The sequence below is a fragment of the Halomonas sp. TA22 genome (assembly GCF_013009075.1).
Lineage (GTDB): Bacteria > Pseudomonadota > Gammaproteobacteria > Pseudomonadales > Halomonadaceae > TA22.
The window spans coordinates 3,222,693-3,246,963 of record NZ_CP053108.1 but is presented as its reverse complement, the minus strand read 5'-3'; the positions used below and the strand labels follow the sequence as shown (position 1 = coordinate 3,246,963).

Sequence of the window (24,271 nt, the reverse complement as noted above, 5' to 3'; positions counted from 1 at the left end):
TATCCAGGATAAAACACATTAACCCAACACACGACATTCCTAGCCACATGCACTAGCAGTCGCCAGCCCCCAATTGATCTAGTTTCGCAACCAAATCCTCAGCTCTCAAGTGCGTATATCTACGCAGCATCTGCATCGACTTATGACCACTAATCGCAGCAACCTCCTGGTCGGATAGGCCCGCCTCCACCAGCCGACTAACTGCCTCATGCCTTAGATCGTGAAAGCGAAAATCGTAGAGCCCTGCCTGCTTCTTTGCCTCATTCCAAACCTTGGTATAGGCGTAGGGGCCTCGCTTGCCGTCTTTGCCAGGCTCACCGAAGAACACCAAGTCACAGTCAAGCAGGCGTACCGGGTTGCTCAGCGCCTGCTTGAACACCTCCGTTGCAGCCAGATTCAGCGGTACCAAGCGGGCTTCGTTGTTCTTGGTGTCTGTGAGTCGCACCACGCGGCGTTTCACGTCAACTTGGGAACGGGTGAGGGTCAGGATCTCCGAGGAGCGCATGCCTGTCTCTAGGGCGATTCTGGCGATCCAGTTGAGCATGGGATTGCTGTGCTGCCGCAGCACGGCGAAAAGTCGCTTCTCCTCGTCGGGGCTCAAGCGCCGGTCGCGCCCCTCACCCGGGCTTGGCTTGCGGATGTTCTGGACGGGGTTGTAGGTCAAGCCTAGGCCCCACTCCTGGATGGCCACGGTGTAGAGGTGCCCAAGCAGGGCAAGCTCCAAGCGCACGGTATTGGGGCTGATGGGCTTTCCCCGGTGCCCGATGCTGTTCAGCCGCGTGTCGCGGAATTTCGCAATTAGCTCCGGCGTCAGGGCCGCAAGGGAATACTTGCCCAAGTGCTCGATGAGCGTAGTGGCTTTGTGGCGTTCGCTTTTCTGCGTGCTGGGCTTCTTGGTAGGGGTGACATCGGCCAGATAACGCTTTAGAGCTGCTTCCAGTGTCATGCGCTCTGAGGCACTGCGCTGAATATAGACGCCACGCACCATTTCGTCTTCGGTGCGGCGACTCCAATCCTGAGCGTCACGTTTGGTACGAAAGGTCTTGGCGGTGGTCGGCCAGCCGGTCTTGCGGATGACGGCTTTCCAGCTACCAGAGGGGGTCTTGACGATGGTGGCCATGAAAATCTCCAGGGGGCTGAAGGATCGGCACTGTACCGAAACTGTACCCTTGGAACATGGGACTCACCAGAGATAATTGCTAAGTCACTGTTTTAAATGGTGGGCCCAGCAGGACTCGAACCTGCGACCAAGGGATTATGAGTCCCCTGCTCTAACCAACTGAGCTATAGGCCCTGCATTGCGCCGCCGTATGATAGCGAAAGCCGATGAGCGAGACCACCCCCGGCTGACCTTAAACGCGCCGCGGGCACTTTCCGGCCTGAGGCGTGTCTGCTGTGTATTCATTTCCTGGAGACAATGCCTTGAAAGCACATCTGGCCGCAAGCGCTCTGCTGTTTACTCTTCCCTTCGCCCTGCCGGCCATGGCCGCTTGGCAGCTCGACCCCAAACAGTCGCGGGTCGAGGCCACCATTATCGAGATGACACCGACCGGTCCGGTACCGCACGAGCACCAAGTGCGTCAGTTGCAGGGCGATGTGAGTGCCGACGGCACCCTGCGCCTGCCGCTGCGCCTGAACCAAACCGATGCGCTGGATAAGCTCGGCCCCCTGCCGCCGTGGCTGACGGGCCTGACCAATACGCCAATTGCCACGCTGGTGACCCAGTTGCCGCCGGAGCGCCTCGATGCGCTGGCCGTGGGGGAGTCGATGGTCGAGACGCTGATGTTCAGCATCCAGTCCGAGGGCAATACTCAGCGTGAACCGCTGGCGCTGCGCTTCACGCGCGATGCACGCGATGTGATTCGCGTGACCACCGCCGAGCGTATCGCACTGGATGGTAGGGAACTGATGGCCAACTCGACGGCACGCACCGTGCTGACGATGCTCGGTTACGAGAATATCGGCGATGAGGTGCCGGTGCGGCTGAATGCCACCCTGATTGATCGCTAAAGATCGATCAATCAGGAGTTGGGAGAACGCCGCCGCAGCCAGGGCTGACTGCGGCGTTGAGAATCAGGCCACGGCTTCCTGATAACGACGTTCGACTTCTTCCCAATTGATGACATTGAAGAAGGCTGCAATGTAGTCAGGACGCTTGTTCTGGAACTTGAGATAGTAGGCGTGTTCCCAAACGTCCAGTCCCAGCACGGGTGTATTGCCGTGCATCAGCGGGCTATCCTGATTCAGGGTGTTTTCCACTACAAGCTTCTTCTGCGGAGTGACGCTCAGCCAGGCCCAGCCGCTGCCGAAACGGCCCACTGCTGCCTTCTGGAAGGCTTCCTTGAACGCCTCGAAACCACCCAGCTCGCTGTCGATGGCCTCGGCCACCTTGCCCTGGGGATTGCCACCACCTTGCGGTGACATCATCGTCCAGAACATGGAGTGGTTGGCATGGCCGCCACCGTTGTTGATCACCGGCTGACGCTTGTCGTCGGGCACGCGATCGATGTTGCTCATCAGCTCGAAGATCGGCATGTCTTCCAGGCCAGTTCCCTCGAGCGCGGCATTGAGGTTGGTGACATAAGTCTTATGATGCCGGGAATGGTGAATCTCCATGGTCATCGCATCGATATGCGGTTCCAGTGCGTCATAACCATACGGCAGCTCAGGTAGGGTATGCGGCATGATAAAGACTCCTCCTTGAAAGGATGTACAAGAGTGCAACCTGGTGTTGCCCACACAAGATGATGGCAGAGTATCGGCCTTGATGCTAATCCCGCGCCTGGTGCCAAGGTGCGGGATTAGCGGATACCACTGCTGCTCGCCACGCCGATCAGACGAGAAGTTGCGCCGCGTTTTCAATCGAGCACAATAGCACCCTATCGATTTTCATCTCGTTCTTGCCCAAGGATAATCCATGCTTGTCGAACTTTTTGCGGTAATGGCTCCGGTGTTCGTGGGGGCCTGTCTCGGCTTCATGTGGATTCGTCTGGGGCATGACTACCCGGTGGATTTCGTCACCAAGCTAGTCTTCAACATCGGCACTCCCTCGCTGATCCTCGCCTCGCTCTCCGGCGCCGATATCGATGCCGCCACCTTCGGCATGACCATGCTCGGCACACTGATGGTACTCACCGCCATGGGCCTGCTGACCTTCGCCTTCGCGCCGCTGATAGGCAAGCCCTGGCGAGTGCTCATATCGCCCATGATGTATCCCAACACCGGCAACATGGGCCTGCCCGTGGTGCTCTATGCCTTCGGCGGCGCCAGCTTCGTGTTCGCCATCGCCACCATGGTCACGGTGTCGCTGGTGCAGTTCACCTTCGGTACCGCCATGGCGAGCCGCAGTGCCAACCCGCTGAAGACCCTAGCGAAGACCCCCACCGTCTACGCCATCCTGATCGCCCTCACCCTGCTGGTGACCGAAACCTCGCTGCCAAGCTGGCTGGACAATACCGTCGACCTGATCTCAGGCTTCACCGTACCGCTGATGCTGATCACCCTTGGCGTGTCACTTGCCAGCATCCAGGCGCGCAATCTCAGATCCGCGGTGGGCTTCAGTCTGCTACGCACCCTGGCCGCTGCCCTGCTGGCCTATGCGGTGGGGTATTGGCTGGCCCTGCCACCCATGGCGCACAGCATCTTGGTCATCCAGATGAGCATGCCGGTGGCGGTTTTCAACTATCTGTTCGCCCAGCGCTCCGGACGTGAGCCAAAGTTCGTCGCCGGTCTGGTGTTCTGCTCCACCCTGCTTTCGTTCATCTACCTACCTATCCTGCTGGCGCTGCTGAGATAAGCCACGCTTGCACAGGCTCTGCTAGGGTAAAGGGAGTCAGCCACTGGGAGATGATCATGACACAACCCACCTGCTCGACCCGTTCCTGGCGCCGGCCCGGCGCCTTGCTGCTGGGGGGCGTCCTGGCACTGAATGTGGCCAGCGCCGAAGAGATCATCCATGAGCGTATCGAGAGCGAGGAGCATGACCTGCGCCTGGTACGCATGGTATCCGGCCTCGAACATCCGTGGGGTATGGCCGTGCTGCCCGACGGTCGTTTCCTGGTGACCCAACGCACCGGGCAGATGGTACTGATCGACGGCGGCGAGGTCACCGAGCTCGACGGCGTGCCCGAGGTCTCCGCCCAGGGCCAGGGCGGGCTGCTCGATGTGGTGCTGCACCCCCGCTATGGAGAGGAAAACGGGGGCGAAGGCGATAACGACTGGATCTACTTCGCCTACTCGAAGCCTGGGGATGATGGCACGGCCAGCGCGCTGGCCAGGGCAAGACTCGAGGGCGAATCGCTCACCGACGTCGAGGAGCTCTTTGAGCAGGACCGAAACTCCTCCCCCGGGCGCCATTATGGCTCGCGCCTGGCGTGGCAGGAGGATGGCACCCTGCTGATGACCGTGGGCGATCGCGGTGTCGAGCCTGAGCGTGCCCAGGCTGGCGACGATCATGCCGGTAGCGTACTGCGCCTGACCGATACCGGCGGCGTGCCCGACGACAACCCTTTTGTCGATGACGACGGGGTACTCGACGAGATCTTCACCCTCGGCAACCGCAACATCCAAGGCCTGGCCGTGGCCGCCGATGGCGCCATCTGGGCCAGCGAACATGGCCCGCTGGGTGGCGACGAGCTCAACCTCATCGAGGCGGGCGAAAACTATGGCTGGCCCGAGGCAAGCCGCGGCGTTGATTATGGCACGCGCGAGCCGATCGGCGTAGAGTCCCTGCCCGAGATGCGCGATGCCGTCTACGTCTACGCCGACCGTTTCGCCCCCTCGGGTCTCGCCCAGGTCGACAGCGAGCGGTTCGGCGAATGGCAGGACAACCTACTCGCCGGGGGCCTGCGCAGCGAGGAACTCAAGCGGCTGGTGATCGAGGATGGCGAGGTGGTCTACCGCGAAAGAGTGCTGCAGGGGCAGATCGGCCGTATCCGCGATGTGCGCCAGGGCCCGGATGGCTACCTCTACCTTCTCAACGATGCAGGCGACGGCGGCCTTTACCGCCTCGAACCCGCCGACTGAGACGCCGCTCGATGGTGCGAGGCCGGGGGAAACTGGACCCCGGCCGACCAACATGGTGGGATATGGCATCCTAAGTGACGCCGTCCACCACGAGGCCAGTCATGCGCTTGCGCAATATCATCATCATCACGGTCATCGTGCCGCTGTTTTTCATTCTGCTGGTCTTCAGCCTGGTCGCGATCAAGGCGCTCGAGGACAACGTCCGCTCCAAGCTGCAGAGCGAAGTGCAGATCATCACCCACGCCATTGGCACCTCGCTTGGCTATGCAATCGCCCAGGACACGCCCGAGGCGCTTCAGGACTCGTTGCATTCGGCGTTCTCCTTTCACCAGATCTATGGCGCCTACGTCTTTGACACAGACGGCGACAAGATCTATGGCCTGGGGCTTGGCGAGGAGCTCTTCGAGACCGAGCACATCCGCGCCGTGGCCGAGAGCGGCGAACGCACCGGCGCCTACCGCCAGCACGAGCGCTGGAACTACTACTCCACGCTGATGCCGTTGACCACACCCAGCGGCGAAATCCGCGGCGTGCTGCAGGTCAATCGGCTCAATACCGGCATCGAGAACTACACCGGCTTCATCAGCATTCTCGCGGTGCTGGTCTTCACCATTGGTGCCGCTGGCATCGTATTCATGATCTGGTGGGGCTTTAGGCACTACATCGAGCGTCCCCTCAATCAACTGCTGGCGGTCATGGAGAAGGTCGAGAAGGGGGATCGCAGCCAGCGGGCAGTGAACGAGGGACCCGCCGAATATCGAAAGCTCTCGCTTGCCCTCAACGGCATGCTCGACTCCATGGCCGAGAAGGATGCCGATATCGAGGTCAGGCGGCGCAAGGAGGTGGAACTCGAGAAGCGCCTGCGCAAGTCGAAGAAACTCGCGGAGCTTGGAGTACTGGCGGCCGGCGTCGCCCATGAGATCGGCGCTCCGCTCACGGTGATCAATGGCCAGGCCCAGCGGCTGGCGCGGCGGGACAGGATTGGCGACGAAGAGCGCAGCAAGCTGGCACGGATTCGCACCGAAGTCGAGCGTATCGTGGTCATCGTGCGCCAACTGATGGAGCTTGGCCGTCAGCACAACGTGGAGAAGGAGACCCGCGCCCTCAGCGAGCTGGTCACCGCAGCCACGCAGCTGCTCGAAGAGCAGTTCGAGCGCCAGGGTGTGCCGCTTCAGATCGACCTTCCCGCTCCCGACCCGCAGATCACCGCCAATGGACAACAACTGATTCAGGTCATGACCAATCTGCTGCACAATGCCCTTCAGGCAGGTGCCAGCAGGATTAGACTCAGCGCCCGATGGATCAACCATGAGCTCCACCTGAGCGTCGAGGACGATGGTCCGGGCATCCGGGATGCCGACAAGGGCAAGGTCTTCGACCCCTTTTACACTACCAAGCCCGTGGGTCAAGGTAGCGGCCTGGGCTTGTCGATGGTCCATCGCATCATCAACGACCATGGCGGCACGGTGGGCGTTTTCGATAGTGCGCTGGGTGGTGCCGGTTTCGAGCTAGTACTCCCGGCGGAAGACGAACACGCTTCTTGAAGAAGCCAGATGCATGACAAGGAGGCTTTCGTGCACCCCCCCATCCTGATCGTAGAGGACGACGCCGCGATCCTTGAACTCCTCGAGGAGGAGCTTCAGGACGCCGGCTATGCCACGCTTGGCGTCGGCAGCGCCGAAGAGGCGATCGCCACGCTTAGCCACGAATCGTTCGAGCTGATCATCAGCGATGTGCGCCTGCCGGGCATCACTGGCATGGAGCTACTGGAGAGAGTACGTGCCGATGGCAACAAGGCTGGTTTCATCGTCATCACCGCCTTCGGCACCATCGACCAAGCAGTGGAGGCGCTGAAGATCGGCGCGGACGATTTTCTGACCAAACCTCTCGATCTGGAGAACGTTCGCGACGCCGTATTTCGTGTACTGGAGAACCACCGCCTGGCGGCCCGCCTGGAAGAGGCCGGCAGCGACCGCCCGCACTTCCACGGCATCGTCGGCGAGAGCGAGTGCATGCAATCGCTGTTCCATGACGCCGCTCGTCTGGCCAAAAGCGAGGCGCCGATCTTGATTCTCGGCGAGAGCGGCACCGGCAAGGAGCTGCTGGCATGCGCCATCCATGCAGAGAGCGAGCGCAACGCAGGGCCGTTCGTGGCGGTCAATTGCGCCAGCATTCCCATGGATTTGATGGAGAGCGAGTTTTTCGGTCATGTAAAGGGCGCCTTCACCGGCGCCAACGAAGCGCGCCAGGGCCTGTTCCATGCCGCGCAAGGGGGAAGCCTGTTTCTCGATGAAATCGGCGAGATGCCCTTGGCGCTACAGGCCAAGTTGCTGCGCGCCCTGCAGGAAAAGTCGGTTCGAGCCGTAGGGGCCGAGAAGGAGGAGCAGGTCGATGTGCGGATCATTGCCGCCACGCACCGCGACTTGGAAGAGGAGATCAGAAACGAGAATTTCCGTAGCGACCTCTTCTATCGCCTCGAAACCTTCTCGCTGCGCATCCCACCGCTGCGTGAGCGCGAGGGCGATATCGAATGCCTGATCGCGGCCTTGATTGCCAAGCACGCCGGCACGCAAGCGAAAAGCATCGAGCAGGTGGAGCCGCTGGCACTCAAGGCGCTGCTTAGCTATAGCTATCCGGGCAACGTCCGTGAACTCGAGAATGCCGTCATGCGCGCCGTGACACTGGCCGAAGAGGGCATCCTCAGCTTTGGCGACCTGCCCGAACGCCTCAGAACCCATAGCGAGGCCAGCCGTGTCTCGGTCAGCAGCGAGATGGTCCCCGCCGCCCAGGAAGCCAACTGGCCAAGCCTCGAGGATGTGGAGAAGCGTTATATCCAGAAGGTGCTGGAAGCCACGGGGGGCAACAAGCGGCGTACCGCCGACATTCTCGGCATTGCTCGCAAGACCCTCTATCGACGCCTGGAGGATAGCGAGAGCTGAGCTGGCCCACCTCACGGTGAGGCACGCTCTGGGGCCCTGCACCGGCGCGCTGCCTCACTCCTCTGACGTAGTTGGCTCCTCGATATCGTCCTCGGCTGGTGAATTCTCGATGCCCGGCATGGCTTCGCCGCCATCACCGAATCCCGCCTCCTCCTGCTCCGGAAGACCCGCTTCATCCTCCGGCTCGGTGCTCTCGGTTTCCTGAACCTCGGCGGATTGCGCTTCGGTCTCGTTGGTTTCGAGCATCTCCTGCTCCGCCCAAGTAGCCTGGCCACTCAGAAAAACGAGTGTTAAGCCAACGATTGCCAATCCATGTGTACGTATAGACATCATGTCTCTCTCCTGCAGCGATTAGCGGGCTTTGGCGTTTGCTGCGTTTCACCAAAAACAGTACCCCAGAGGGGTACTGTCTCTATGCACTACTACTTGCGCGATGTTGCGCTCTCGCTTACGTGAGGTTGCTGGCCATCAGCGGGTCACATACCGCCGCCCGTGCCATCGGTAGGTGCGGGCTCTTCCTGCATCATGGGATCCTCACCGCCACCAGGTGCCGTGCCGGGAACACGCTCATCCTCATCTCCCGCCTGGTCGGCAGGTTCGGGATCGCCGATCGCCTGCTGCTGATCCACGGGTTGATTGTCGACGCCCTGCTCCTGATCCATTCCCAGATCATCATCGGTGGGCTGTTCCATTGCCGGCTCGTTACCCACGGGTGGAACGTCTTCGTCATCGTTTCCGCAACCCGTCAACGCAAAGCTGCCCAGCACCATGGCGGTGATGGAAGCGGCTGCCGTCAGTCGGCGACTTGCCTTGTATCGAATAGTCATCCTTGCCTCCGGTGCATCCTTGGATTTACTGATCGTGCTTCCTTAACTTAGCTGGTTTTATGCCAAACCCTCAACCCCCTATTATTTTTTTGTTAAAACAAGAGGATGGGGCCAAGGCAGAGCGTCTTACACGCCCTCGACAAGCCCATATCCAATGGCGAAAAATGACACATGCGCCATATATGCAGGGCAGAAGGCCACAGTGTGTGGCAAGTTGACATCAGCGAGGGAACTGCCATGGTTAAACAATCACTTTAGTGGAGGAGATGTCATGCGTAGCAGAGCACTGGTCTTGAGCCTGTCGCTGGTCTCCGGGAGCTTGATGCTCGGCGGGCCGGCCCTCGCCGAAAGCCACATGGCGCAGGGGCTCTACTCGGCAAATGACATCACCAACGCCGATGTCTATTTGCAGGCAAGCCCCGAGGAGAGCATCGGCGAAGTCGGCGACATCCTGCTTGATGACAACATGAGCGTGCAGGCCATCATCATCGTTAGCGGCGCAACGCTCGGGCTGGGGGGACGAGAGGTAGTGCTCGAGAACCAGTCGTTTCAGCTGACCACCGAGACCGATGAACACGGCAGAACGGTACATCGGCTGCTGGTCGATGCGACTCAGGAGGAGATCGAGCAGTTGCCGGAATATGATGCCGATTGGTGGAATCAGGCGAGCCAAGAGGCGCGAGCCGCCTGGGAGACCACCCGCGAGGGGGCCGAAAGTGCCTGGCAGCGAACCCGCGAGGCGTTCGAGACGAACGACAGCAACTGATCGCGTAAAGTGAGATCGCTGCTCTAAGGCCCATTGCTTGTAGCGGTGGGCCTTTTGCATTGGTCCCGATTGTCGATAAAGGGCGACAGAGTTGTGGAATTTTAGCGACAAAGCGTCACAATATAAGAGGGTTTTAGCAATTCCCTTGAATTACATTAACAACGCTTCTTGTTCTACTGCCCGCCGCTACACCGGGCAAGGATATTCGAGGCCCTAATAACGGAGAGCGTTCTGTGAGCGACAATTCATCAGACTCATCCGCCCAGGAGCCGCAAGCAAGCTCTGAGGGCATTCCGGCCCCGGAAGGACCGGCGAACCTGATCGACACGGATTATGTCATTGGCCAGGATAACGTTACCGCCAGCAAGTTCGGCGTGAATCTGGATCTGCACAGCAAGGTCTTCTCTTTCTCGGCCCTGGTGATCCTGTTTTTCGTTATCATCACCCTCGCCCTGCAGGAGCAGGTGGCACCTATCTTCGATGGCGCCTTCGCCTTTCTGACCAGCAATCTGGCCTGGTTCTTCCTGCTCTCGGCGAACATCTTCGTGATCCTGACGGTCGTACTGATCTTCACGCCACTGGCCAAGGTTCGGATCGGTGGCGCCGACGCCACGCCGGACTTCAGCTACGCTGGCTGGTTTGCGATGCTGTTCGCCGCGGGCATGGGCATCGGGCTGATGTTCTATGGCGTCTCCGAGCCCATGACCCACTTCGGCACCGCACTTGACGGCATCGCCACAGAAAATGGGGCGCGCACCGACTGGGCCCCGCTTGGAGCTGCCGAAGGCGATCAGTCCGCCGCCGTCAGCCTGGGCATGGCGGCCACGATCTTCCATTGGGGCCTGCACCCGTGGGCCATCTACGCCATCGTCGCCCTGGCATTGGCGCTGTTTTCGTTCAACAAGGGCCTGCCGCTGACCATGCGCTCGATCTTCTACCCCATCCTTGGGGAGCGTATCTGGGGCTGGCCTGGGCATGTGATCGACATCCTGGCGGTCTTTGCCACGCTGTTCGGGCTTGCCACCTCGCTCGGTCTTGGCGCCTCACAGGCAACCGCCGGTCTGAGCCACCTCTTCGGTCTGCCAGACACTACCGTCTCCATGGTGCTGCTGATCTCGGCGGTCACGGCCATCGCCCTGGTCTCCGTCGTGGCGGGGGTGGAAAAAGGGGTACAGCGACTCTCGCAGATCAATATGGTCCTGGCGTTTCTGTTGCTGGCCTTCGTGATCATCGTTGGCCCGACCCTGATGATCGCGACCGGCTTCTTCGAGAACCTGTTGGCCTATGCCGTCAACCTGCCAGCGCTCTCCAACCCCTTCGGACGCGAGGATGCCAACTTCAGCCAGGGCTGGACCGCCTTCTACTGGGCCTGGTGGATCAGCTGGTCGCCCTTCGTCGGCATGTTCATCGCCCGGGTCAGCCGTGGCCGTACCGTGCGTGAATTCCTGATCGCCGTGCTGTTGGTTCCCTCGCTGGTCTCGGTGTTGTGGATGACCGCCTTCGGTGGCACCGCCATCGACCAGTACCTCAATGGGTTCGAAGGCGTACAGGACGCGGTACTCGAGCTGCAGCTGTTCGTCATGCTCGGCCAGCTACCGCTAGCAGCGATCACCTCCTTCGTCGGCATCGTGCTGGTGCTGGTGTTCTTCATCACCTCGTCGGACTCCGGCTCGCTGGTGATCGACTCCATCACCGCTGGCGGCAAGGTCGATGCGCCCAAGCCCCAGCGCATGTTCTGGGCGATCATCGAGGGTGCCATCGCCATCGCGCTACTGCTCGGCGGCGGCCTGACCGCGCTGCAGGCGGCGGTGATCACCACCGGCCTGCCCTTCACCGTGGTGCTGCTGGCGGCTTGCTACGCCATCGTCAAGGGCTTGATGAGCGAGCCGCGCGCAGCCTGACGTAACTGCTTGCCCGATCAGCGAAGGCGGCCCTGGGCCGCCTTCGTCGTATTCACGCATTATGACTTATGACCAGAGCTCGCCGACCGGCGTATCGGGGGAGTAGTGACGCGCGATCTGCGCCTGCAGCAGTTCCGCCGTTGCCAGCGCATCGACCAGCGCATGGTGCGCGGCATAGGGCGGCAAGCCATAGCGCAGGCGGCTGTTGTGCAGGCGGATCGAGACCGGTGGCCTGCCCAGCCAGCGGCGCAGTCTCGCCCAAGATGACTGACGATGCCGCCGCGCCTCCAGCGACATGGTATCAATGACCGGAAACTTGAGCCCCTCCCCTAGTCGCCGCTTGATCGCCGCATCCAGGAATGGACGCTCGATATGGCGAAAGTGCACCACCGCCAGCCGACCGCTCAGGCTTACGAACAACTCATCGAGGATCTCGCCCAGGTCCGGCGCGTCCGCCACGTCGGAGTGGGTGAGGCGATGCACGGTGATCGACTGCTCGCTCAATGGGCGCGGCGGGCAGACGACCCAGTAACGCCGCTGTGATAGATGAATGCGCTGCAGGGTGAACGGCACCAGGCCGATGCTGACGATCGAATGACGCCGCGAATCGAGGCCGGTGGTCTCGATATCCAGCGCGATCAGTGGCGCATCGGCGATTGGTGTCTGCGGTGCCACGCTACCTGCGGCATAGAATTCGCGGAGACGCGTATCGCCTGCCTTGCGGGCCTGCTGCGTGTAGTACTCCTGCCAGCCGGGGCTGTCGCTGCTTCGGTGGCGCCTGGATAGCATGACTCAGCGGGACCGCGTCGTGGGAATGGGATAGCGAAACTTGAGGAATTTCTGCGCGTTACTGAGCACTTGGAAGGCGTCCTTGAGATGGTGACGCTCGCTGTCGGAGACATTACCCGGCTCGATGTTGTTGTCCGGCGTCTGCTGCTGTTCGATATCGATCACCTGGTGACGGATACGCACCATGGAGAGGAATTCGAAGGCGTAGCGGATCCTCTCGCCGCTCCCCTCGGGCAGCAGCTGCGTCTTGGCGATGTCGTCGAGGCGATCGAAGGAGTTCTGGGCCCGGGAGCCGCATGCCAGGGCGTGCACGCGAATCAGCTCGACCAGCGGGGCAGTCCCGCGCCGCTTGAGGTTGATGATGTCGTTGTGCTTGCCATCCTTCTCCATCACGAAGGTGCGGAAAAAGCCCAGCGGCGGTTTGCGGTTTAGCGCGTTACGCGCCATGGCGGCCAGGAACAGCGGATGTTGCGAGGCCTTGGCGGCCACCAGATCCTGCAACTGCTCGGCAAACGCCTCCTCACCGTGGACGCTGTCCAGGTCGAAGAAGATCGAGCTGTGCAGTAACCGCTCGGGGGTCGGATCCTCGATCCAGTCGCTGAAATACTGCTTCCAGACCCGAAGCGGCTGACGCCAGCGCGTGTTGGTGGCCATCACGTCTCCCTTGCACAGGGTATAGCCACAGGCATCCAGCCCTTCGCTGACTCGCTTGGCCAGTGCCGCGAAGTAGGCATCGTGTTCGGTGGGATCGAAACGGTCGTCAAGTATCAGCGCATTGTCCTGATCCGTCACCAGACTCTGCTCATTGCGCGCCATCGAACCCAGCGCCATGAAACAGTAAGGTACCGGGGGCGGACCTAGCTCCTCCTCGGCAAGTTCCAGCAGCCGCCGGGTAAAGCTTCGGCCGATGGTGGACATGGCACTGCCGACCATCATCGAATTGGCCCCCTCCTTGACCATATGCGCAAAGGCGTTGCGCACATCGGGCACCAACGCCGCCAGACCGCGCACGTCGGTCTGGTTGAAGATGTTGCTGACCAGATAGAGGCTGGTGTTCGTCTCGTAGCGAATGATGTCGGAGAGATAGAGCACGCCCACCGGCTGGCGCCGATTGAGCACCGGCAGGTGATGGATATTGCAGCGCAGCATGCACAGCATCGCTTCATGTACCGACTCATCGGATTGGATGGTGATCAGCCGCGGGCTGACCACGTCACCGACCAGTGTTGCCGCGGGCAACCCCTGGGCGAGCACGCGGTTACGCAAGTCGAGATCGGTAATGATCCCCTGTAGCTGCCAGGATCGCGTTTCATGAACGAAACTCGGCTCACCTCCCTCCACCGGGGTGATCACCAGGGCAGCGGAGACATACTCCTCGCTCATGCGCTGGGCGATCTGCTGTACCGTCATGTCGGCTTCGACCAGTAGAGGGCGCCGGGAGAGCAACTTGCGTACCCGGGTGGTCATCAGGTTGTTGCTCTTCTGCTGCTTCTCGACCGCCGACTCAAGGCGTGGGCGACCCAGCTCGACGAAATCGGCAAAGTCCTCGTCCGCCTCGCACAGGTTCAGAAAGATGAACTTGGGAATGAAGTAGATCAGCGTATCTTCAATGGCTCTGGCGGGAAAGCGTACCGGATGGTGACGCAGCAGGCTGAAGTGACCGAAGATATCGCCCTCGCCAAGCCGATTGTAGAGATCACCGTTGCGACGCCGGATCTCCACGGCGCCACTGCGGATATAGTGCAGATCGCCGATCTTGCCGCCCGCCTCCAGAATGACGCTGTCCGCCTTGAAATAGGCCACCTCGACCTGATTCACCATCTCATCGAGCAGCTCCTCGGAGAGCCCGTCAAAGGGCGAAAAACGCCCCATGTGCTCGCGGATTTCCAGTAGTTCGACATCCATGTTCTTCTCCCCGCAAGCGACTCATCATCGAGATTCTGCTTATCCCGCAAGACGCTGTAAAGAAAGCAATGACATGTGCATCTTGAGCTTCCCAAAACGCACAAACCCCGCCACGCTGGGCAGGGTTTGTCGTCCAACCGAATCGGTCGGGAGAGCGGCCTTGGGACGGCTCCTTAGGACTGCTCTTCGGCCATCTGCTGAACCCGCTGCATCATTTCCGGATCCTGCTGGATGGTGTAGCCGATGGCATTGAACGTATCGACATCGAGGCCGCTATCTTCAACGACTTCGACCATTCTGTCGTTGGCTTCCATGCGAACTTCCTGCTGGGTCGCTTCATCTTCGGCGCCCTGAAGACGCTGAGTGTACTCCTGGGAGATCACAGCGATTTCCAGAGAGGCATCAGCGAACTGCTGCAGCTGCTCGTCGGAAAAATCTTGCTGCGCAGGGGCAGCTGCTTGCGGCGGCTGCTGAGCTGCGGCCGGGTCCTGGGCAGGATCCTGAGCGAATGCGCCTTGAGCAGACATCAGGCCAGCGGTCAGCAGAGCGGTAGAAAAGAGAGCAGTTATCCGTTTCATGATATCTCCTAGTAGAGCTGTGTGTGTGCAAACGTGTGACGACAACGTTCCCTCGTGGTTCATAATTTTATTGTATCGAAATGTAATATTTATCGATAAAAAACCACACGTTCGTCGCCACCGAGCGACGATTTTAATAGACGCTACGCTTCAAGCGCCGAATGCATACTTACCGAACTCATCAAGCCAGCGTTACCCTCCTTTCTAAGCCCTGCCGATCTCCGTAAACTCGCTCATCCCTGATTGCAGTCCTGACACCTCTACGAGAAGAATTCATGAAGAGCGTCAACGCCTCCTCCCGCAGCCAAACGCTCTGGCTTGCCGCCATGCCCGTGCTTTTTGTCCTGATGTGGAGCACCGGCTTCATTGGCGCCAAGTTTGGTCTGCCCTATGCCGAACCCTTCACCTTTCTGTTCGTGCGCTTCATGCTGACACTGGCCCTATTGGTGCCGCTGGTACTGATGATCAGGGCTCCCTGGCCGCGTAGCAGCCGGCTGTGGGGCCATATCGCAGTGACCGGTCTGCTCGTGCATGGAGCCTATCTGGCAGGCGTTTTCTATGGCATTTCACTGGGCATGCCGGCGGGGCTCGCCTCGCTGCTGGTGGGACTGCAACCGCTATTGACCGCTGCACTGGCAAGACCGCTGCTCGACGAGCGTCTCACCCTGCTGCAGTGGGCCGGGCTGGCGCTCGGCCTGCTGGGTATCGCGCTGGTGCTTGGCGGCAAGCTCGATCCCAGCGGTACCCACGTGTTCGAGGGGTTCGGCCTTGGGGCACTGACAAGCGTCTTCATTGCCCTGCTGGGTATCTCCCTCGGCACGCTCTACCAGAAGCGCTACTGCACCGGCATGCCCCTGCTCTCCGGCACGCTGGTGCAGTATCTGTCTGCAGGAGCGGTACTGGGTATTTGCGCCCTGCTCTTCGAGACCCGCGATATCGAGTGGAACCTGACCTTCATCCTGACGCTGGGCTGGCTGGTGGTGGTGCTGTCGATCGCCGCCATCCTGCTGCTGATGGCGCTGATCAAGCGCGGTGAGGCCTCGCGTGTCGCCAGCCTGTTCTATCTGGTTCCCCCAGTGACTGCACTCGAGGCATGGTGGCTGTTCGGTGAAGCACTACCGCCGCTGGCCATCTTGGGCATGGCATTGGCTCTCGCTGGCGTGGTGATGGTGGCCAAGGGCAAGAGAGTTCGGCATTAAGAAAACCACTACTGCCGCCGATATCCCCTCATCTGTGGTGAGCTAGGCTGTTATCATGGCCTTGGTACTCGCTTTGCCAATGCCAAATGACACTCCGGGAGGCTTCCATGAGCCACTGCGCACGGCACGATGCCCACTGCGGACGCTGCGATGCGCCCCTGCCGTTCGACTTCACCATGGCCTTCCAGCCGATCGTCGACATTTCCACTGCCGAGGTCACCACCTATGAGGCTCTGGTGCGCGGGCTCAACGGGGAATCTGCCTACGAGATCCTCTCGAGAATCACGCCGGAGTATCTCTACCGCTTCGACCAGGCCTGCCGCATCAAGGCGATCGAGCTTGCCAGCCAGCTGGAGATGCAGGAGAACTTGTCGATCAATTTCCTGCCCAACGCCGTCTATGAGCCGAGCGCGTGCATTCAGGCCACGCTGGCCGTCTCGCAGCGGGTCGGCTGGCCCATCGAGCGCATCACCTTCGAGATCACCGAGAGCGAGATGGTCAAGGATCGCCAGCACCTGCGCCATATCATCGACACCTACCGCAATCTGGGATTCACCACCGCGATCGACGATTTCGGCAACGGCTTCGCCAATCTCGACCTGCTTGCCGACCTCAAGCCCGATGTCGTCAAGATCGACCGTGAACTCGTCATGGGCTGCGATCAGGACTTACGCCGTCAGGCGATCCTGCGCGCCGTGTATGGTCTGGCAGACGAGCTTGGCATTGCGCTGATCGCCGAAGGCATCGAAACGCGCCAGGAAGCGCTGTGGCTGGCGCACCTCGGCATCACTCGCCAGCAGGGGTTCCACTTTGCCCGCCCGGCGCTGGAATCGATATGCGATGCCGGGCTTGGCGATTTCCTGCAGGAGCTGCGCAGCGCCGTCTGAACGCTGCCTCTCCCTCGCAGGCAACGGCTAGACCAGCGGTGCATCCTCGGCTCGCGCCATGCCGGTCTGCACCCGCCACTGGGCGGCATAATAGCCGTCGCGGACCAGCAGGTCGGCATGGCATCCCCGCTCTGCCACCCTGCCCTGATGAATCACCACGATTTCGTCGGCATGCACGATAGTCGAGAGGCGGTGGGCGACCATGATCACCGTGCGCCCGTGCGCGATACGCTTGAGCGAGCGCTGGATCGCCGCCTCAGTCTCATTGTCCACCGCACTGGTCGCCTCATCCAAGACCAGGATCGGCGAGTCCTTGAGCAGCGCCCTGGCTAGCGACAGACGCTGGCGCTGGCCGCCGGAGAGGCGCACGCCTCGTTCGCCCACCGGCGTGTCGAGTCGCTGGGGCAATGCCTCGATGAACTCCCAAGCCTCGGCGGTTCTGGCCGCCTCCTCTATCTGCGCATCGCTGGCCTCGGGACGCCCATAGGCGATATTGTCGCGAATCGAGCCTTCGAACAGGTAGACGTCCTGGCTGACCAGACCGATGGCCTGGCGCAGCGAGGCGAGACTGACCTCGCCGATCGGCTGATCGTCGATGCGTACCTCGCCCTGCTCGGGGTCGTAGAAGCGCAGCAGCAATTTGATCAGCGTCGACTTGCCGGAGCCGGTCGCTCCCACCAGCGCCAGGGTATTGCCCGCCGGCACCGTCAGGCTGATGCCCTCCACTCCCACCCCGCTGCTCGGATAGTGAAAGCTCACCGTATCGAAGCAGACTGCCCCGCCCACTGGCTGGACGAGTTCGCGGCCGGTGTTGTCCTTGACTGTGATCGGCACCTCGAGCAGGTCGAGGATGCGCCGGGTACTGGCCATGGCGCGCTCGAACAGGTCGATCACCTCGGCTAGCCCCGTCAGCGGCCACAGCAGGCGCTGGGTGAGGAACACCAGCACGCCGTAGGCCCCGATGTTGAGATCGCCGCGCAGTGCCATCATGCCGCCCACCGTGAAGGTGGCCAAAAAGCCGGCCAGGATCGCCATGCGGATCACCGGGATGAACGCCGAACTGATGCGGATCGCACGGCGGTTGGCCTCGACGTAGGCTTCGCTCGCCGCCCGCAGCCGCTCGGCCTCGCGCGTCTCGCTGGTGAAGCTCTTGATGGTGGCGATGCCGGAGAGATTGTTGGAGAGCCGGCTCGACAGGTCGCCGACCTTTTCGCGCACGTCGGCATAGAGCGGGCCCGCCTTGCGCTGGAAGTAGAAGGCGCCCCAGATGATCAGCGGGATCGGCGTGAAGGCGAGCAGTGCGATCAGCGGCGAGATCACGAAGAATACCGCACCCACCGCCACCACCGTGACGCCGACCTGGATCAGGGCGTTGGCGCCGCCGTCGAGGAAGCGCTCGAGCTGGTTGACGTCGTCGTTCATGGTAGCCACCAGCTGGCCCGAGCTCTTCGATTCGAAGAAGCCCATGTCGAGGCGCTGGGCGTGCTCGTAGGTATCCTGGCGCAGGTCGGCCTGGAGACGCTGGGCCAGGTTGCGCCACAGGATCTTGTAGAGATACTCAAATATCGACTCGCCGGCCCAGATGAAGAAGGTCAGCACGGCGAGCATCAGGATCTGCTCCTGGGGCGTGGTGAAACCGAGACGGGCAACGAAGCTGCGCTCCTGATTGACCACCAGGAATTTGACAGGCGGCAGGGTTTCGCCTAATTTGAGAATGAATGTCATTATCAATTACGACTTGACGAGCCTGCACCGCCATGTCCGAACGTTCCAGGGTGTACTACACCACCATCTTTCTCCACATCTCCTTCCAGGCCATCAAGCGCTCCTTGGCCGGCAAGAAGAATGATACCCAACCCTGCTGGCTGGATAGTACCCTGCTATTGATGCTCTCCCGAGAGCTCGAGAGTTGCCGCATGGCGGTCGGCCCCAGCGGCGAGCTGCGCCAGGCCCTGGACAATGCCTATTACCATTGCGGCCTGCTGCTGGCCCAGTGCCCGGGCGCGCTGACCAGCAAGCTCTGTCACCATCATCTGGATGCGATTCTCGCACCGCTCCAGCAGGCTTCTGCCATGCTGTCGTCTACCCCCAGCACTTCGGGGCATGGCTTCTGGGCGGCCACCACGCGGCGTCTACGCCAGGGCTGGCCACGCTCCTCGTGACCGACTGACGCAGAAACGCAAACGGCCCATTCGGGCCGTTTGCGGTACACACATGTCTTGAATCAGAACGCCCAATCCTCGTCCTCGGTGGCTACCGCCTTGCCGATCACATAGGAGGAACCTGAGCCCGAGAAGAAGTCATGGTTCTCGTCGGCACTCGGCGAGAGCGCGGCCATGATGGTCGGATCGACATCGGTGACGCTTGCCGGGAACAGCGCCTCATAGCCCAGGTTCATCAGCGCTTTGTTGGCGTTGTAGTGCAGGAACTTCTTGACGTCCTCGGTCAGCCCCACCTCGTCGTAGAGCGACTCGGTGTACTTCACCTCGTTATCGTAGAGCTCATGCAGCAGGTCGTAGGCGTAATCCTTGACCGCCTGCTGACGCTCCGGCGAGGCCTCGGCCAGTGCCTGCTGGAACTTGTAGCCGATGTAGTAGCCGTGCACCGCCTCGTCGCGGATGATCAGGCGGATCAGGTCTGCCGTGTTGGTCAGCTTGGCGTGGCTTGACCAGTACATCGGCAGATAGAAGCCGGAGTAGAACAGGAACGACTCGAGGAACACACTGGCGACCTTGCGCATCAGCGGATCGTCGGCACGGTAGCGCTCGAGGATCAGCTCCGCCTTGGCCTGCAGCGAGGGGTTCTCCTCGCTCCAGCGGAAGGCGTCGTCGACATCGCGAGTCGTGCACAGCGTCGAGAAGATCGAGCTGTAGGAGCGCGCATGCACCGCCTCCATGAAGGCGATATTGGCGTAGACCGCTTCCTCGTGAGGGGTTCGCGCATCCTCGATCAGCACCGGCGCTCCGATGCTGCTCTGAATGGTATCGAGCAGCGTAAGCCCGGTGAACACACGAATGGTGAGCTGCTGCTCATGGTGCGTCAATGTGTTCCACGACTGGATGTCGTTGGAGAGCGGCACCTTCTCCGGCAGCCAGAAGTTGCTGGTCAGGCGGTTCCACACCTCCAGGTCCTTATCGTCCGGGAGGCGATTCCAGTTGATCGCATCGATGCGCTTGAACGGCGATGCTGGCGTTTGGGTGTCATGCATGGAGTTCATCGGTCACTCTCGTATTCGGCCGTTACAGGGTGCAGGAGACGCAGCCCTCAACTTCGGTCCCTTCCAGGGCGGACTGACGCAGGCGGATGTAGTAGAGCGTCTTGATGCCCTTGCGCCAGGCGTAGATCTGCGCCTTGTTGATATCCCGTGTCGTGGCGGTATCGGGGAAGAACAGCGTCAGCGACAGCCCTTGGTCGACGTGCTTGGATGCCTCGGCGTAGGTGTCGATGATCTTCTCAGGCCCGATCTCGTAGGCGTCCTGGTAGTACTCGAGGTTATCGTCGGAGAGGAACGGCGCCGGGTAGTAGACGCGTCCCAGCTTGCCCTCCTTGCGAATCTCGATCTTGGCGGCCACCGGGTGGATGCTCGAGGTGGAGTGGTTGATGTAGGAGATCGAACCGGTCGGAGGTACCGCCTGCAGATTACGGTTGTAGAGCCCGTGCACCATCACCGATGCCTTCAGCGCGCGCCAGTCGTCCTGGTCGGGAAGTGCGATGCCGGCCTTCTCGAACAGCTCGCGCACCTTCTCGGTACGCGGCAGCCACGCCTGCTCGGTGTATTTGTCGAAGAACTCGCCGCTGGCGTACTTCGAGTCGGCGAAGCCGGCGAAGCTCTCGCCATGCTCGATGGCCAGACGGTTGGAGGCGCGCAGTGCGTGATAAGCCACGCAATAAAAATAGAGATTGGTGAAATCCAGCCCTTCGTCCGATCCGTAGAAGATCTTCTCGCGGCCAAGATAGCCATGCAGGTTCATCTGACCCAAGCCGATGGCGCGCGACTGCGCATTGCCCTTGGCAATGGAGGGCACCGAACTCAGGTTGCTCATCTCCGAGACGGCGGTGAGGCCGCGCACGGCGATCTCGACGCTGGTAGCGATATCGCCGGAGTCCATCACTTTGGCGATGTTCATCGAGCCCAGGTTGCAGGAGATGTCCTCGCCGGTATGACGATAGCCGAGGTCGGCATCGTACTCGGTGGGGGTGTTGACCTGCAGGATCTCCGAGCAGAGGTTGCTCATGTTGATACGCCCGGCGATCGGGTTGGCCCGGTTCACCGTGTCCTCGAACATCAGGTAGGGATAACCGGACTCGAACTGCAGCTCGGCGAGTATCTGGAAGAACTCGCGTGCCTTGATCTTGCGCTTGCTGATGCGCCCGTCGGCGACCATCTCGTGGTACTTCTCGGTCACGCTGATATCGCCGAACGGCACGCCATAGACGCGCTCGACGTCGTAGGGCGAGAACAGGTACATGTCCTCGTTGCGCTTGGCAAGCTCGAAGGTGACGTCGGGGATGGTCACGCCCAGCGACAGTGTCTTGATACGGATCTTCTCGTCGGCGTTCTCGCGCTTGGTGTCGAGGAAGCGCAGGATGTCCGGGTGGTGGGCATTGAGATAGACCGCGCCCGCCCCCTGGCGTGCACCGAGCTGGTTGGCGTAGGAGAAGGCATCCTCGAGCAGCTTCATGATCGGGATGATGCCCGACGACTGGTTCTCGATACGCTTGATTGGAGCCCCGAACTCACGGATGTTGCTGAGCAGGAAGGCCACACCGCCACCGCGCTTGGAGAGCTGCAGTGCCGAGTTGATGGCACGCCCGATCGACTCCATGTTGTCCTCGATGCGCAGCAGGAAGCACGACACCAGCTCGCCGCGCTGACGCTTGCCGCAATTGAGGAAGGTCGGCGTGGCCGGCTGGAAGCGGCCGCTGATGATCTCGTCGACCAGCGCCCGGGCCAGGGTCTCGTCGCCCCGCGCCAGGGTCAGCGCCACCAGGCACACGCGATCCTCGTAGCGCTCGAGGTAGCGCTTGCCGTCGAAGGTCTTGAGCGTGTAGCTGGTGTAGTACTTGAAGGCACCGAGAAAGCTCGGGAAACGAAACTTGTAGGCGTAGGCCTGCTCGAACAGCGACTTGATGAAGGCACGCTCGTACTGTTCCAGCACCTGCGCCTCGTAGTACTCCTCCTCCACCAGGTAGTCGAGCTTCTCCTCCAGCGAGTGGAAGAACACCGTGTTCTGGTTGACGTGCTGCAGGAAGTACTGGCGCGCCGCCTCGCGGTCGCGGTCGAGCTGCAGCTCGCCGTTCGGGCCATAGAGGTTGAGCATCGCGTTGAGTGCATGGTAGTCCATCGTCCGCGCGCTCTTCTCGCTGCTGGCGTGCCGGGTTGGCACGGCTAGGCTTGTTGTTTCCAAAACGTGTTCACTCCCGTGCGAACCTTGGCCACGTCTTCGGCGGTGCCAAGCAGTTCGAATTGATAGAGCACCGGTACCCGGCACTTGTCGGCGATGATGCGGCCTGCCAGGCAGTAGGCCGCCCCGAAATTGGTATTTCCCGAGGCGATCACCCCGCGGATCAGGCCACGGTTGTGCTCGTCGTTGAGAAAGCGGATCACCTGGCCCGGCACCGCGCCCTGTGCACTACCGCCGCCGTAGGTGGGGACGACCAGGATATAGGGTGTCTCCACTCGCAGCGCCTCCTCCTCGCGGCTGAGCGGGATGCGCTGGGCGGGCAAGCCGAGCTTCTCCACGAAGCGATGCGTATTGCCCGACTTGGTCGAGAAGTAGACGAGTTCGCCCATCGGTCGCTCCCAAGCCTCGCTCGGAGGCCGATTATCTCAGGCCAGTTCGCGAATGCGATCGGGACGGAAGCCCGACCAGTGCTCTTCACCCACCACCACCACCGGTAGCTGGCGATAGCCGAGGCTCTCCACGGTCTCACGGGCGCTGGGCTCTTCGGTGAGATCGATGACCGTGTAGTCGAGACCCTGCTTGTCCAGGGCGCGGTAGGTAGCGGTGCACTGCACGCAGGCGGGCTTGCTGTAAATCTCGATCTTCATGTTCATCATTCCGAATAATGAGGATGACAAAAGCGCCGAATCGATCATCGGCACATGCCCAAAAACGCCGGAAATGGCGCGTAGGAAGCGTAACCGGTGCCTGCGATGCATAGACGACATCGCAGGCACCGGTTACCAGATATGGTAGTGCATATGGCGAGCAAGTCAACATATTGACATTGCTGAGCAGTAGGGTTAGCGGGTCCCACTATCCTGTATGAGGTGATGGGCGATGGCGCCCTTGAGCGGCGCGGCATGCTCGGCGAGGCGCAGTCCAGCGTAGCGCAGCAGCCGTGCCGGCAGCCGGTCGTCGGTGTACAGCGAGACGATCGCCTGGGTCGCCAGATAGAGCGGACGCGACGCCAGGCGATGTTCGCGCTGGTAACCGGAAAGGACTCGCGATGCGCCGATGTCGAGGCCACGCCGGCGTGCATCGAGCACTCGGTCCGCCAGCCGCTGTTGCCCCTGCACCCCCAGGTTGAAGCCATGCGCCGTGACCGGGTGCATGCCCACCGCGGCATCACCGATCAGTGCGAAGCGCCGGGCCACGAAGCGCTCGGCATAGACACTCACCAGCGGATAGGTGTGTGCCTCGCCCTGCTTGCGCATCTCGCCCAGGCGGTAATCGAAGCGCCGGGCAATCTGCGCCGCAAAAGCGCTATCGTCAAGCGCCTGCAGCTCATCCATTTCGTGCTTGGTCAGGGTCAGTACCACCGACGAGCAGTGCTCGCCAAGCGGCAGCAGCGCCAGCGTCTGGCCATGGTCGAACCACTCCCAGGCACTCTGGTCGTGGGCCTTGTCATGGGTCATGCGGCACACCAGCATGGTCCTGCCGTTATCGCGCATCTGTGCGGCGATGCCCATCTGGCGGCGAGTCTCGGAGAAACGGCTATCGGCGGCCACCGCCAGTGCCGCTTCGATATGCGTGCCGTCGCTCAGCCATAGCCGCGCGCAACGGTCATCGCTATCGATACGCTCGACGCTCGCCTGATGCCAGTGAATCCCCTTGCACGACGAGGCCACCTCGAAGGCCGCCCGGCGAATCAGGTGGTTGGAGACCAGAAAGCCCAGCGGTGTACGCTCCTCGCTGCGTCCGCTGGAGATGGTCATCGCGAACGGCGAGGCGCCATTGAAGACTCGCGCATCGCGCAGCGGAGACACTTCCTGCGGCGAGATTCGCTGCCAGATCCCCAGACGCTGCAGCAGCGAGCGGGTTGCATGGGTCAGCGCGATCTCGCGGCCATCAGGCTGAGGGTCATGCAGCGCATCGAGGGGCTGGCATTCGATCAGCGCCACCGACACCCCGTCGGCAGCGAGAGCGGCTGCAAAACTCAACCCCACCGGGCCTGCGCCGACAATGGCCACATCCACTCTCATCCTCTCCCCCTTCACAACGGTGATTC

23 protein-coding genes and 1 tRNA gene are annotated in these 24,271 nt (G+C 61.3%); 10 read left to right on the top strand and 14 right to left on the bottom strand.

Annotation, left to right across the window (positions count from 1 at the left end):
- Positions 1–52: 52 nt before the first annotated feature.
- Together HJD22_RS15365 and HJD22_RS15360 are read right to left on the bottom strand one after the other, a co-directional pair.
- A complete protein-coding gene (locus HJD22_RS15365) occupies positions 53–1,120 on the bottom strand; it encodes a site-specific integrase (protein ID WP_208654548.1) in 1,068 nt (355 codons plus the stop codon).
- Positions 1,121–1,217: 97 nt separating this feature from the next.
- Positions 1,218–1,294: transfer RNA gene (locus HJD22_RS15360), tRNA-Ile, on the bottom strand.
- A gap of 128 nt (positions 1,295–1,422) precedes the next feature.
- Between HJD22_RS15360 and HJD22_RS15355 the strand changes: the two genes are divergently transcribed.
- Positions 1,423–2,010 carry a hypothetical protein gene (locus tag HJD22_RS15355; protein WP_340163048.1) on the top strand — a complete coding sequence of 196 codons (588 nt, stop codon included), beginning with the start codon at positions 1,423–1,425 and terminating at the stop codon, positions 2,008–2,010.
- 63 nt (positions 2,011–2,073) lie between these two features.
- On the opposite strand, the gene HJD22_RS15350 is transcribed toward HJD22_RS15355, so the two are convergent.
- On the bottom strand, positions 2,074–2,685 hold the full coding sequence (locus HJD22_RS15350; RefSeq protein ID WP_217267767.1) for a superoxide dismutase: 612 nt from the start codon (positions 2,683–2,685) through the stop codon (positions 2,074–2,076).
- 232 nt (positions 2,686–2,917) lie between these two features.
- On the opposite strand from HJD22_RS15350, the gene HJD22_RS15345 reads away from it, so the two are divergent.
- From HJD22_RS15345 to HJD22_RS15330, 4 genes are all read left to right on the top strand, one after another.
- Positions 2,918–3,796, top strand: a complete 879-nt coding sequence (locus HJD22_RS15345; protein WP_208654547.1) for an AEC family transporter — start codon at positions 2,918–2,920, stop codon at positions 3,794–3,796.
- A gap of 56 nt (positions 3,797–3,852) precedes the next feature.
- Positions 3,853–5,025, top strand: a complete 1,173-nt coding sequence (locus tag HJD22_RS15340; protein WP_340163047.1) for a PQQ-dependent sugar dehydrogenase — start codon at positions 3,853–3,855, stop codon at positions 5,023–5,025.
- A gap of 101 nt (positions 5,026–5,126) precedes the next feature.
- Positions 5,127–6,569 carry a sensor histidine kinase gene (locus tag HJD22_RS15335; RefSeq protein WP_208654545.1) on the top strand — a complete coding sequence of 481 codons (1,443 nt, stop codon included), beginning with the start codon at positions 5,127–5,129 and terminating at the stop codon, positions 6,567–6,569.
- 9 nt (positions 6,570–6,578) lie between these two features.
- Positions 6,579–7,964, top strand: coding sequence for a sigma-54 dependent transcriptional regulator (locus HJD22_RS15330; RefSeq protein WP_208654544.1), 1,386 nt, complete (start codon positions 6,579–6,581; stop codon positions 7,962–7,964).
- A 54-nt stretch (positions 7,965–8,018) separates the two neighbouring features.
- Here HJD22_RS15330 and HJD22_RS15325 read toward each other — a convergent pair whose 3' ends face one another.
- Both HJD22_RS15325 and HJD22_RS15320 read right to left on the bottom strand, forming a co-directional pair.
- Positions 8,019–8,297, bottom strand: a complete 279-nt coding sequence (locus tag HJD22_RS15325) for a hypothetical protein (protein ID WP_208654543.1) — start codon at positions 8,295–8,297, stop codon at positions 8,019–8,021.
- A gap of 143 nt (positions 8,298–8,440) precedes the next feature.
- Entirely contained in the window at positions 8,441–8,791 is a 351-nt protein-coding gene (locus tag HJD22_RS15320; protein ID WP_208654542.1) for a hypothetical protein, read from the bottom strand.
- A gap of 271 nt (positions 8,792–9,062) precedes the next feature.
- Here HJD22_RS15320 and HJD22_RS15315 point away from each other — a divergent pair, with 271 nt between their 5' ends.
- A complete protein-coding gene (locus tag HJD22_RS15315) occupies positions 9,063–9,557 on the top strand; it encodes a PRC-barrel domain-containing protein (protein ID WP_248730279.1) in 495 nt (164 codons plus the stop codon).
- Positions 9,558–9,790: 233 nt separating this feature from the next.
- Positions 9,791–11,458, top strand: coding sequence for a BCCT family transporter (locus tag HJD22_RS15310; RefSeq protein WP_208654541.1), 1,668 nt, complete (start codon positions 9,791–9,793; stop codon positions 11,456–11,458).
- Positions 11,459–11,524: 66 nt separating this feature from the next.
- On the opposite strand, the gene HJD22_RS15305 is transcribed toward HJD22_RS15310, so the two are convergent.
- The 3 genes from HJD22_RS15305 to HJD22_RS15295 all read right to left on the bottom strand — a co-directional run bounded on the left by HJD22_RS15305 (position 11,525) and on the right by HJD22_RS15295 (position 14,730).
- Positions 11,525–12,247 carry a 3'-5' exonuclease gene (locus tag HJD22_RS15305; RefSeq protein ID WP_208654540.1) on the bottom strand — a complete coding sequence of 241 codons (723 nt, stop codon included), beginning with the start codon at positions 12,245–12,247 and terminating at the stop codon, positions 11,525–11,527.
- Positions 12,248–12,250: 3 nt separating this feature from the next.
- Positions 12,251–14,152 carry a DUF294 nucleotidyltransferase-like domain-containing protein gene (locus tag HJD22_RS15300; protein WP_208654539.1) on the bottom strand — a complete coding sequence of 634 codons (1,902 nt, stop codon included), beginning with the start codon at positions 14,150–14,152 and terminating at the stop codon, positions 12,251–12,253.
- 173 nt (positions 14,153–14,325) lie between these two features.
- Positions 14,326–14,730 (bottom strand): DUF4168 domain-containing protein, encoded by a 405-nt coding sequence (locus tag HJD22_RS15295; RefSeq protein ID WP_208654538.1) that lies wholly within the window; start codon positions 14,728–14,730, stop codon positions 14,326–14,328.
- A 275-nt stretch (positions 14,731–15,005) separates the two neighbouring features.
- On the opposite strand from HJD22_RS15295, the gene HJD22_RS15290 reads away from it, so the two are divergent.
- Together HJD22_RS15290 and HJD22_RS15285 are read left to right on the top strand one after the other, a co-directional pair.
- Positions 15,006–15,929 (top strand): DMT family transporter, encoded by a 924-nt coding sequence (locus tag HJD22_RS15290; RefSeq protein WP_208654537.1) that lies wholly within the window; start codon positions 15,006–15,008, stop codon positions 15,927–15,929.
- 107 nt (positions 15,930–16,036) lie between these two features.
- Positions 16,037–16,816 carry an EAL domain-containing protein gene (locus tag HJD22_RS15285; protein ID WP_208654536.1) on the top strand — a complete coding sequence of 260 codons (780 nt, stop codon included), beginning with the start codon at positions 16,037–16,039 and terminating at the stop codon, positions 16,814–16,816.
- A 27-nt stretch (positions 16,817–16,843) separates the two neighbouring features.
- On the opposite strand, the gene HJD22_RS15280 is transcribed toward HJD22_RS15285, so the two are convergent.
- Positions 16,844–18,541, bottom strand: coding sequence for an ABC transporter ATP-binding protein (locus HJD22_RS15280; RefSeq protein ID WP_208654535.1), 1,698 nt, complete (start codon positions 18,539–18,541; stop codon positions 16,844–16,846).
- Positions 18,542–18,573: 32 nt separating this feature from the next.
- On the opposite strand from HJD22_RS15280, the gene HJD22_RS15275 reads away from it, so the two are divergent.
- A complete protein-coding gene (locus tag HJD22_RS15275) occupies positions 18,574–18,978 on the top strand; it encodes a hypothetical protein (RefSeq protein WP_208654534.1) in 405 nt (134 codons plus the stop codon).
- 62 nt (positions 18,979–19,040) lie between these two features.
- Here HJD22_RS15275 and nrdF read toward each other — a convergent pair whose 3' ends face one another.
- From nrdF to ubiM, 5 genes are all read right to left on the bottom strand, one after another.
- Positions 19,041–20,024: a class 1b ribonucleoside-diphosphate reductase subunit beta gene (gene nrdF / locus HJD22_RS15270; protein WP_208656774.1), complete on the bottom strand. Its 984-nt coding sequence runs from the start codon at positions 20,022–20,024 to the stop codon at positions 19,041–19,043.
- A 31-nt stretch (positions 20,025–20,055) separates the two neighbouring features.
- Positions 20,056–22,161, bottom strand: a complete 2,106-nt coding sequence (gene nrdE / locus HJD22_RS15265; RefSeq protein WP_217267766.1) for a class 1b ribonucleoside-diphosphate reductase subunit alpha — start codon at positions 22,159–22,161, stop codon at positions 20,056–20,058.
- A 44-nt stretch (positions 22,162–22,205) separates the two neighbouring features.
- The gene (gene nrdI / locus HJD22_RS15260; RefSeq protein ID WP_208654532.1) at positions 22,206–22,610 is read right to left on the bottom strand and encodes a class Ib ribonucleoside-diphosphate reductase assembly flavoprotein NrdI; all 405 of its coding nucleotides are present in this window, start codon (positions 22,608–22,610) and stop codon (positions 22,206–22,208) included.
- Positions 22,611–22,646: 36 nt separating this feature from the next.
- On the bottom strand, positions 22,647–22,868 hold the full coding sequence (gene nrdH / locus HJD22_RS15255) for a glutaredoxin-like protein NrdH (RefSeq protein WP_208654531.1): 222 nt from the start codon (positions 22,866–22,868) through the stop codon (positions 22,647–22,649).
- A gap of 195 nt (positions 22,869–23,063) precedes the next feature.
- Entirely contained in the window at positions 23,064–24,239 is a 1,176-nt protein-coding gene (gene ubiM / locus HJD22_RS15250) for a 5-demethoxyubiquinol-8 5-hydroxylase UbiM (protein ID WP_254280823.1), read from the bottom strand.
- Positions 24,240–24,271 lie beyond the last annotated feature (32 nt).

What these genes read in the sequence shown, in the direction of transcription:
- HJD22_RS15365 (WP_208654548.1), bottom strand. Translation starts at nt 1,120, where the DNA reads ATGGCCACCATCGTCAAGACCCCCTCTGGTAGCTGGAAAGCCGTCATC.
- HJD22_RS15350 (WP_217267767.1), bottom strand. Translation starts at nt 2,685, where the DNA reads ATGCCGCATACCCTACCTGAGCTGCCGTATGGTTATGACGCACTGGAA.
- HJD22_RS15345 (WP_208654547.1), top strand. Translation starts at nt 2,918, where the DNA reads ATGCTTGTCGAACTTTTTGCGGTAATGGCTCCGGTGTTCGTGGGGGCC.
- HJD22_RS15340 (WP_340163047.1), top strand. Translation starts at nt 3,853, where the DNA reads ATGACACAACCCACCTGCTCGACCCGTTCCTGGCGCCGGCCCGGCGCC.
- HJD22_RS15335 (WP_208654545.1), top strand. Translation starts at nt 5,127, where the DNA reads ATGCGCTTGCGCAATATCATCATCATCACGGTCATCGTGCCGCTGTTT.
- HJD22_RS15330 (WP_208654544.1), top strand. Translation starts at nt 6,579, where the DNA reads ATGCATGACAAGGAGGCTTTCGTGCACCCCCCCATCCTGATCGTAGAG.
- HJD22_RS15325 (WP_208654543.1), bottom strand. Translation starts at nt 8,297, where the DNA reads ATGATGTCTATACGTACACATGGATTGGCAATCGTTGGCTTAACACTC.
- HJD22_RS15320 (WP_208654542.1), bottom strand. Translation starts at nt 8,791, where the DNA reads ATGACTATTCGATACAAGGCAAGTCGCCGACTGACGGCAGCCGCTTCC.
- HJD22_RS15315 (WP_248730279.1), top strand. Translation starts at nt 9,063, where the DNA reads ATGCGTAGCAGAGCACTGGTCTTGAGCCTGTCGCTGGTCTCCGGGAGC.
- HJD22_RS15305 (WP_208654540.1), bottom strand. Translation starts at nt 12,247, where the DNA reads ATGCTATCCAGGCGCCACCGAAGCAGCGACAGCCCCGGCTGGCAGGAG.
- HJD22_RS15300 (WP_208654539.1), bottom strand. Translation starts at nt 14,152, where the DNA reads ATGGATGTCGAACTACTGGAAATCCGCGAGCACATGGGGCGTTTTTCG.
- HJD22_RS15295 (WP_208654538.1), bottom strand. Translation starts at nt 14,730, where the DNA reads ATGAAACGGATAACTGCTCTCTTTTCTACCGCTCTGCTGACCGCTGGC.
- HJD22_RS15290 (WP_208654537.1), top strand. Translation starts at nt 15,006, where the DNA reads ATGAAGAGCGTCAACGCCTCCTCCCGCAGCCAAACGCTCTGGCTTGCC.
- HJD22_RS15285 (WP_208654536.1), top strand. Translation starts at nt 16,037, where the DNA reads ATGAGCCACTGCGCACGGCACGATGCCCACTGCGGACGCTGCGATGCG.
- HJD22_RS15280 (WP_208654535.1), bottom strand. Translation starts at nt 18,541, where the DNA reads ATGACATTCATTCTCAAATTAGGCGAAACCCTGCCGCCTGTCAAATTC.
- HJD22_RS15275 (WP_208654534.1), top strand. Translation starts at nt 18,574, where the DNA reads ATGTCCGAACGTTCCAGGGTGTACTACACCACCATCTTTCTCCACATC.
- nrdF (WP_208656774.1), bottom strand. Translation starts at nt 20,024, where the DNA reads ATGCATGACACCCAAACGCCAGCATCGCCGTTCAAGCGCATCGATGCG.
- nrdE (WP_217267766.1), bottom strand. Translation starts at nt 22,161, where the DNA reads ATGGACTACCATGCACTCAACGCGATGCTCAACCTCTATGGCCCGAAC.
- nrdI (WP_208654532.1), bottom strand. Translation starts at nt 22,610, where the DNA reads ATGGGCGAACTCGTCTACTTCTCGACCAAGTCGGGCAATACGCATCGC.
- nrdH (WP_208654531.1), bottom strand. Translation starts at nt 22,868, where the DNA reads ATGAAGATCGAGATTTACAGCAAGCCCGCCTGCGTGCAGTGCACCGCT.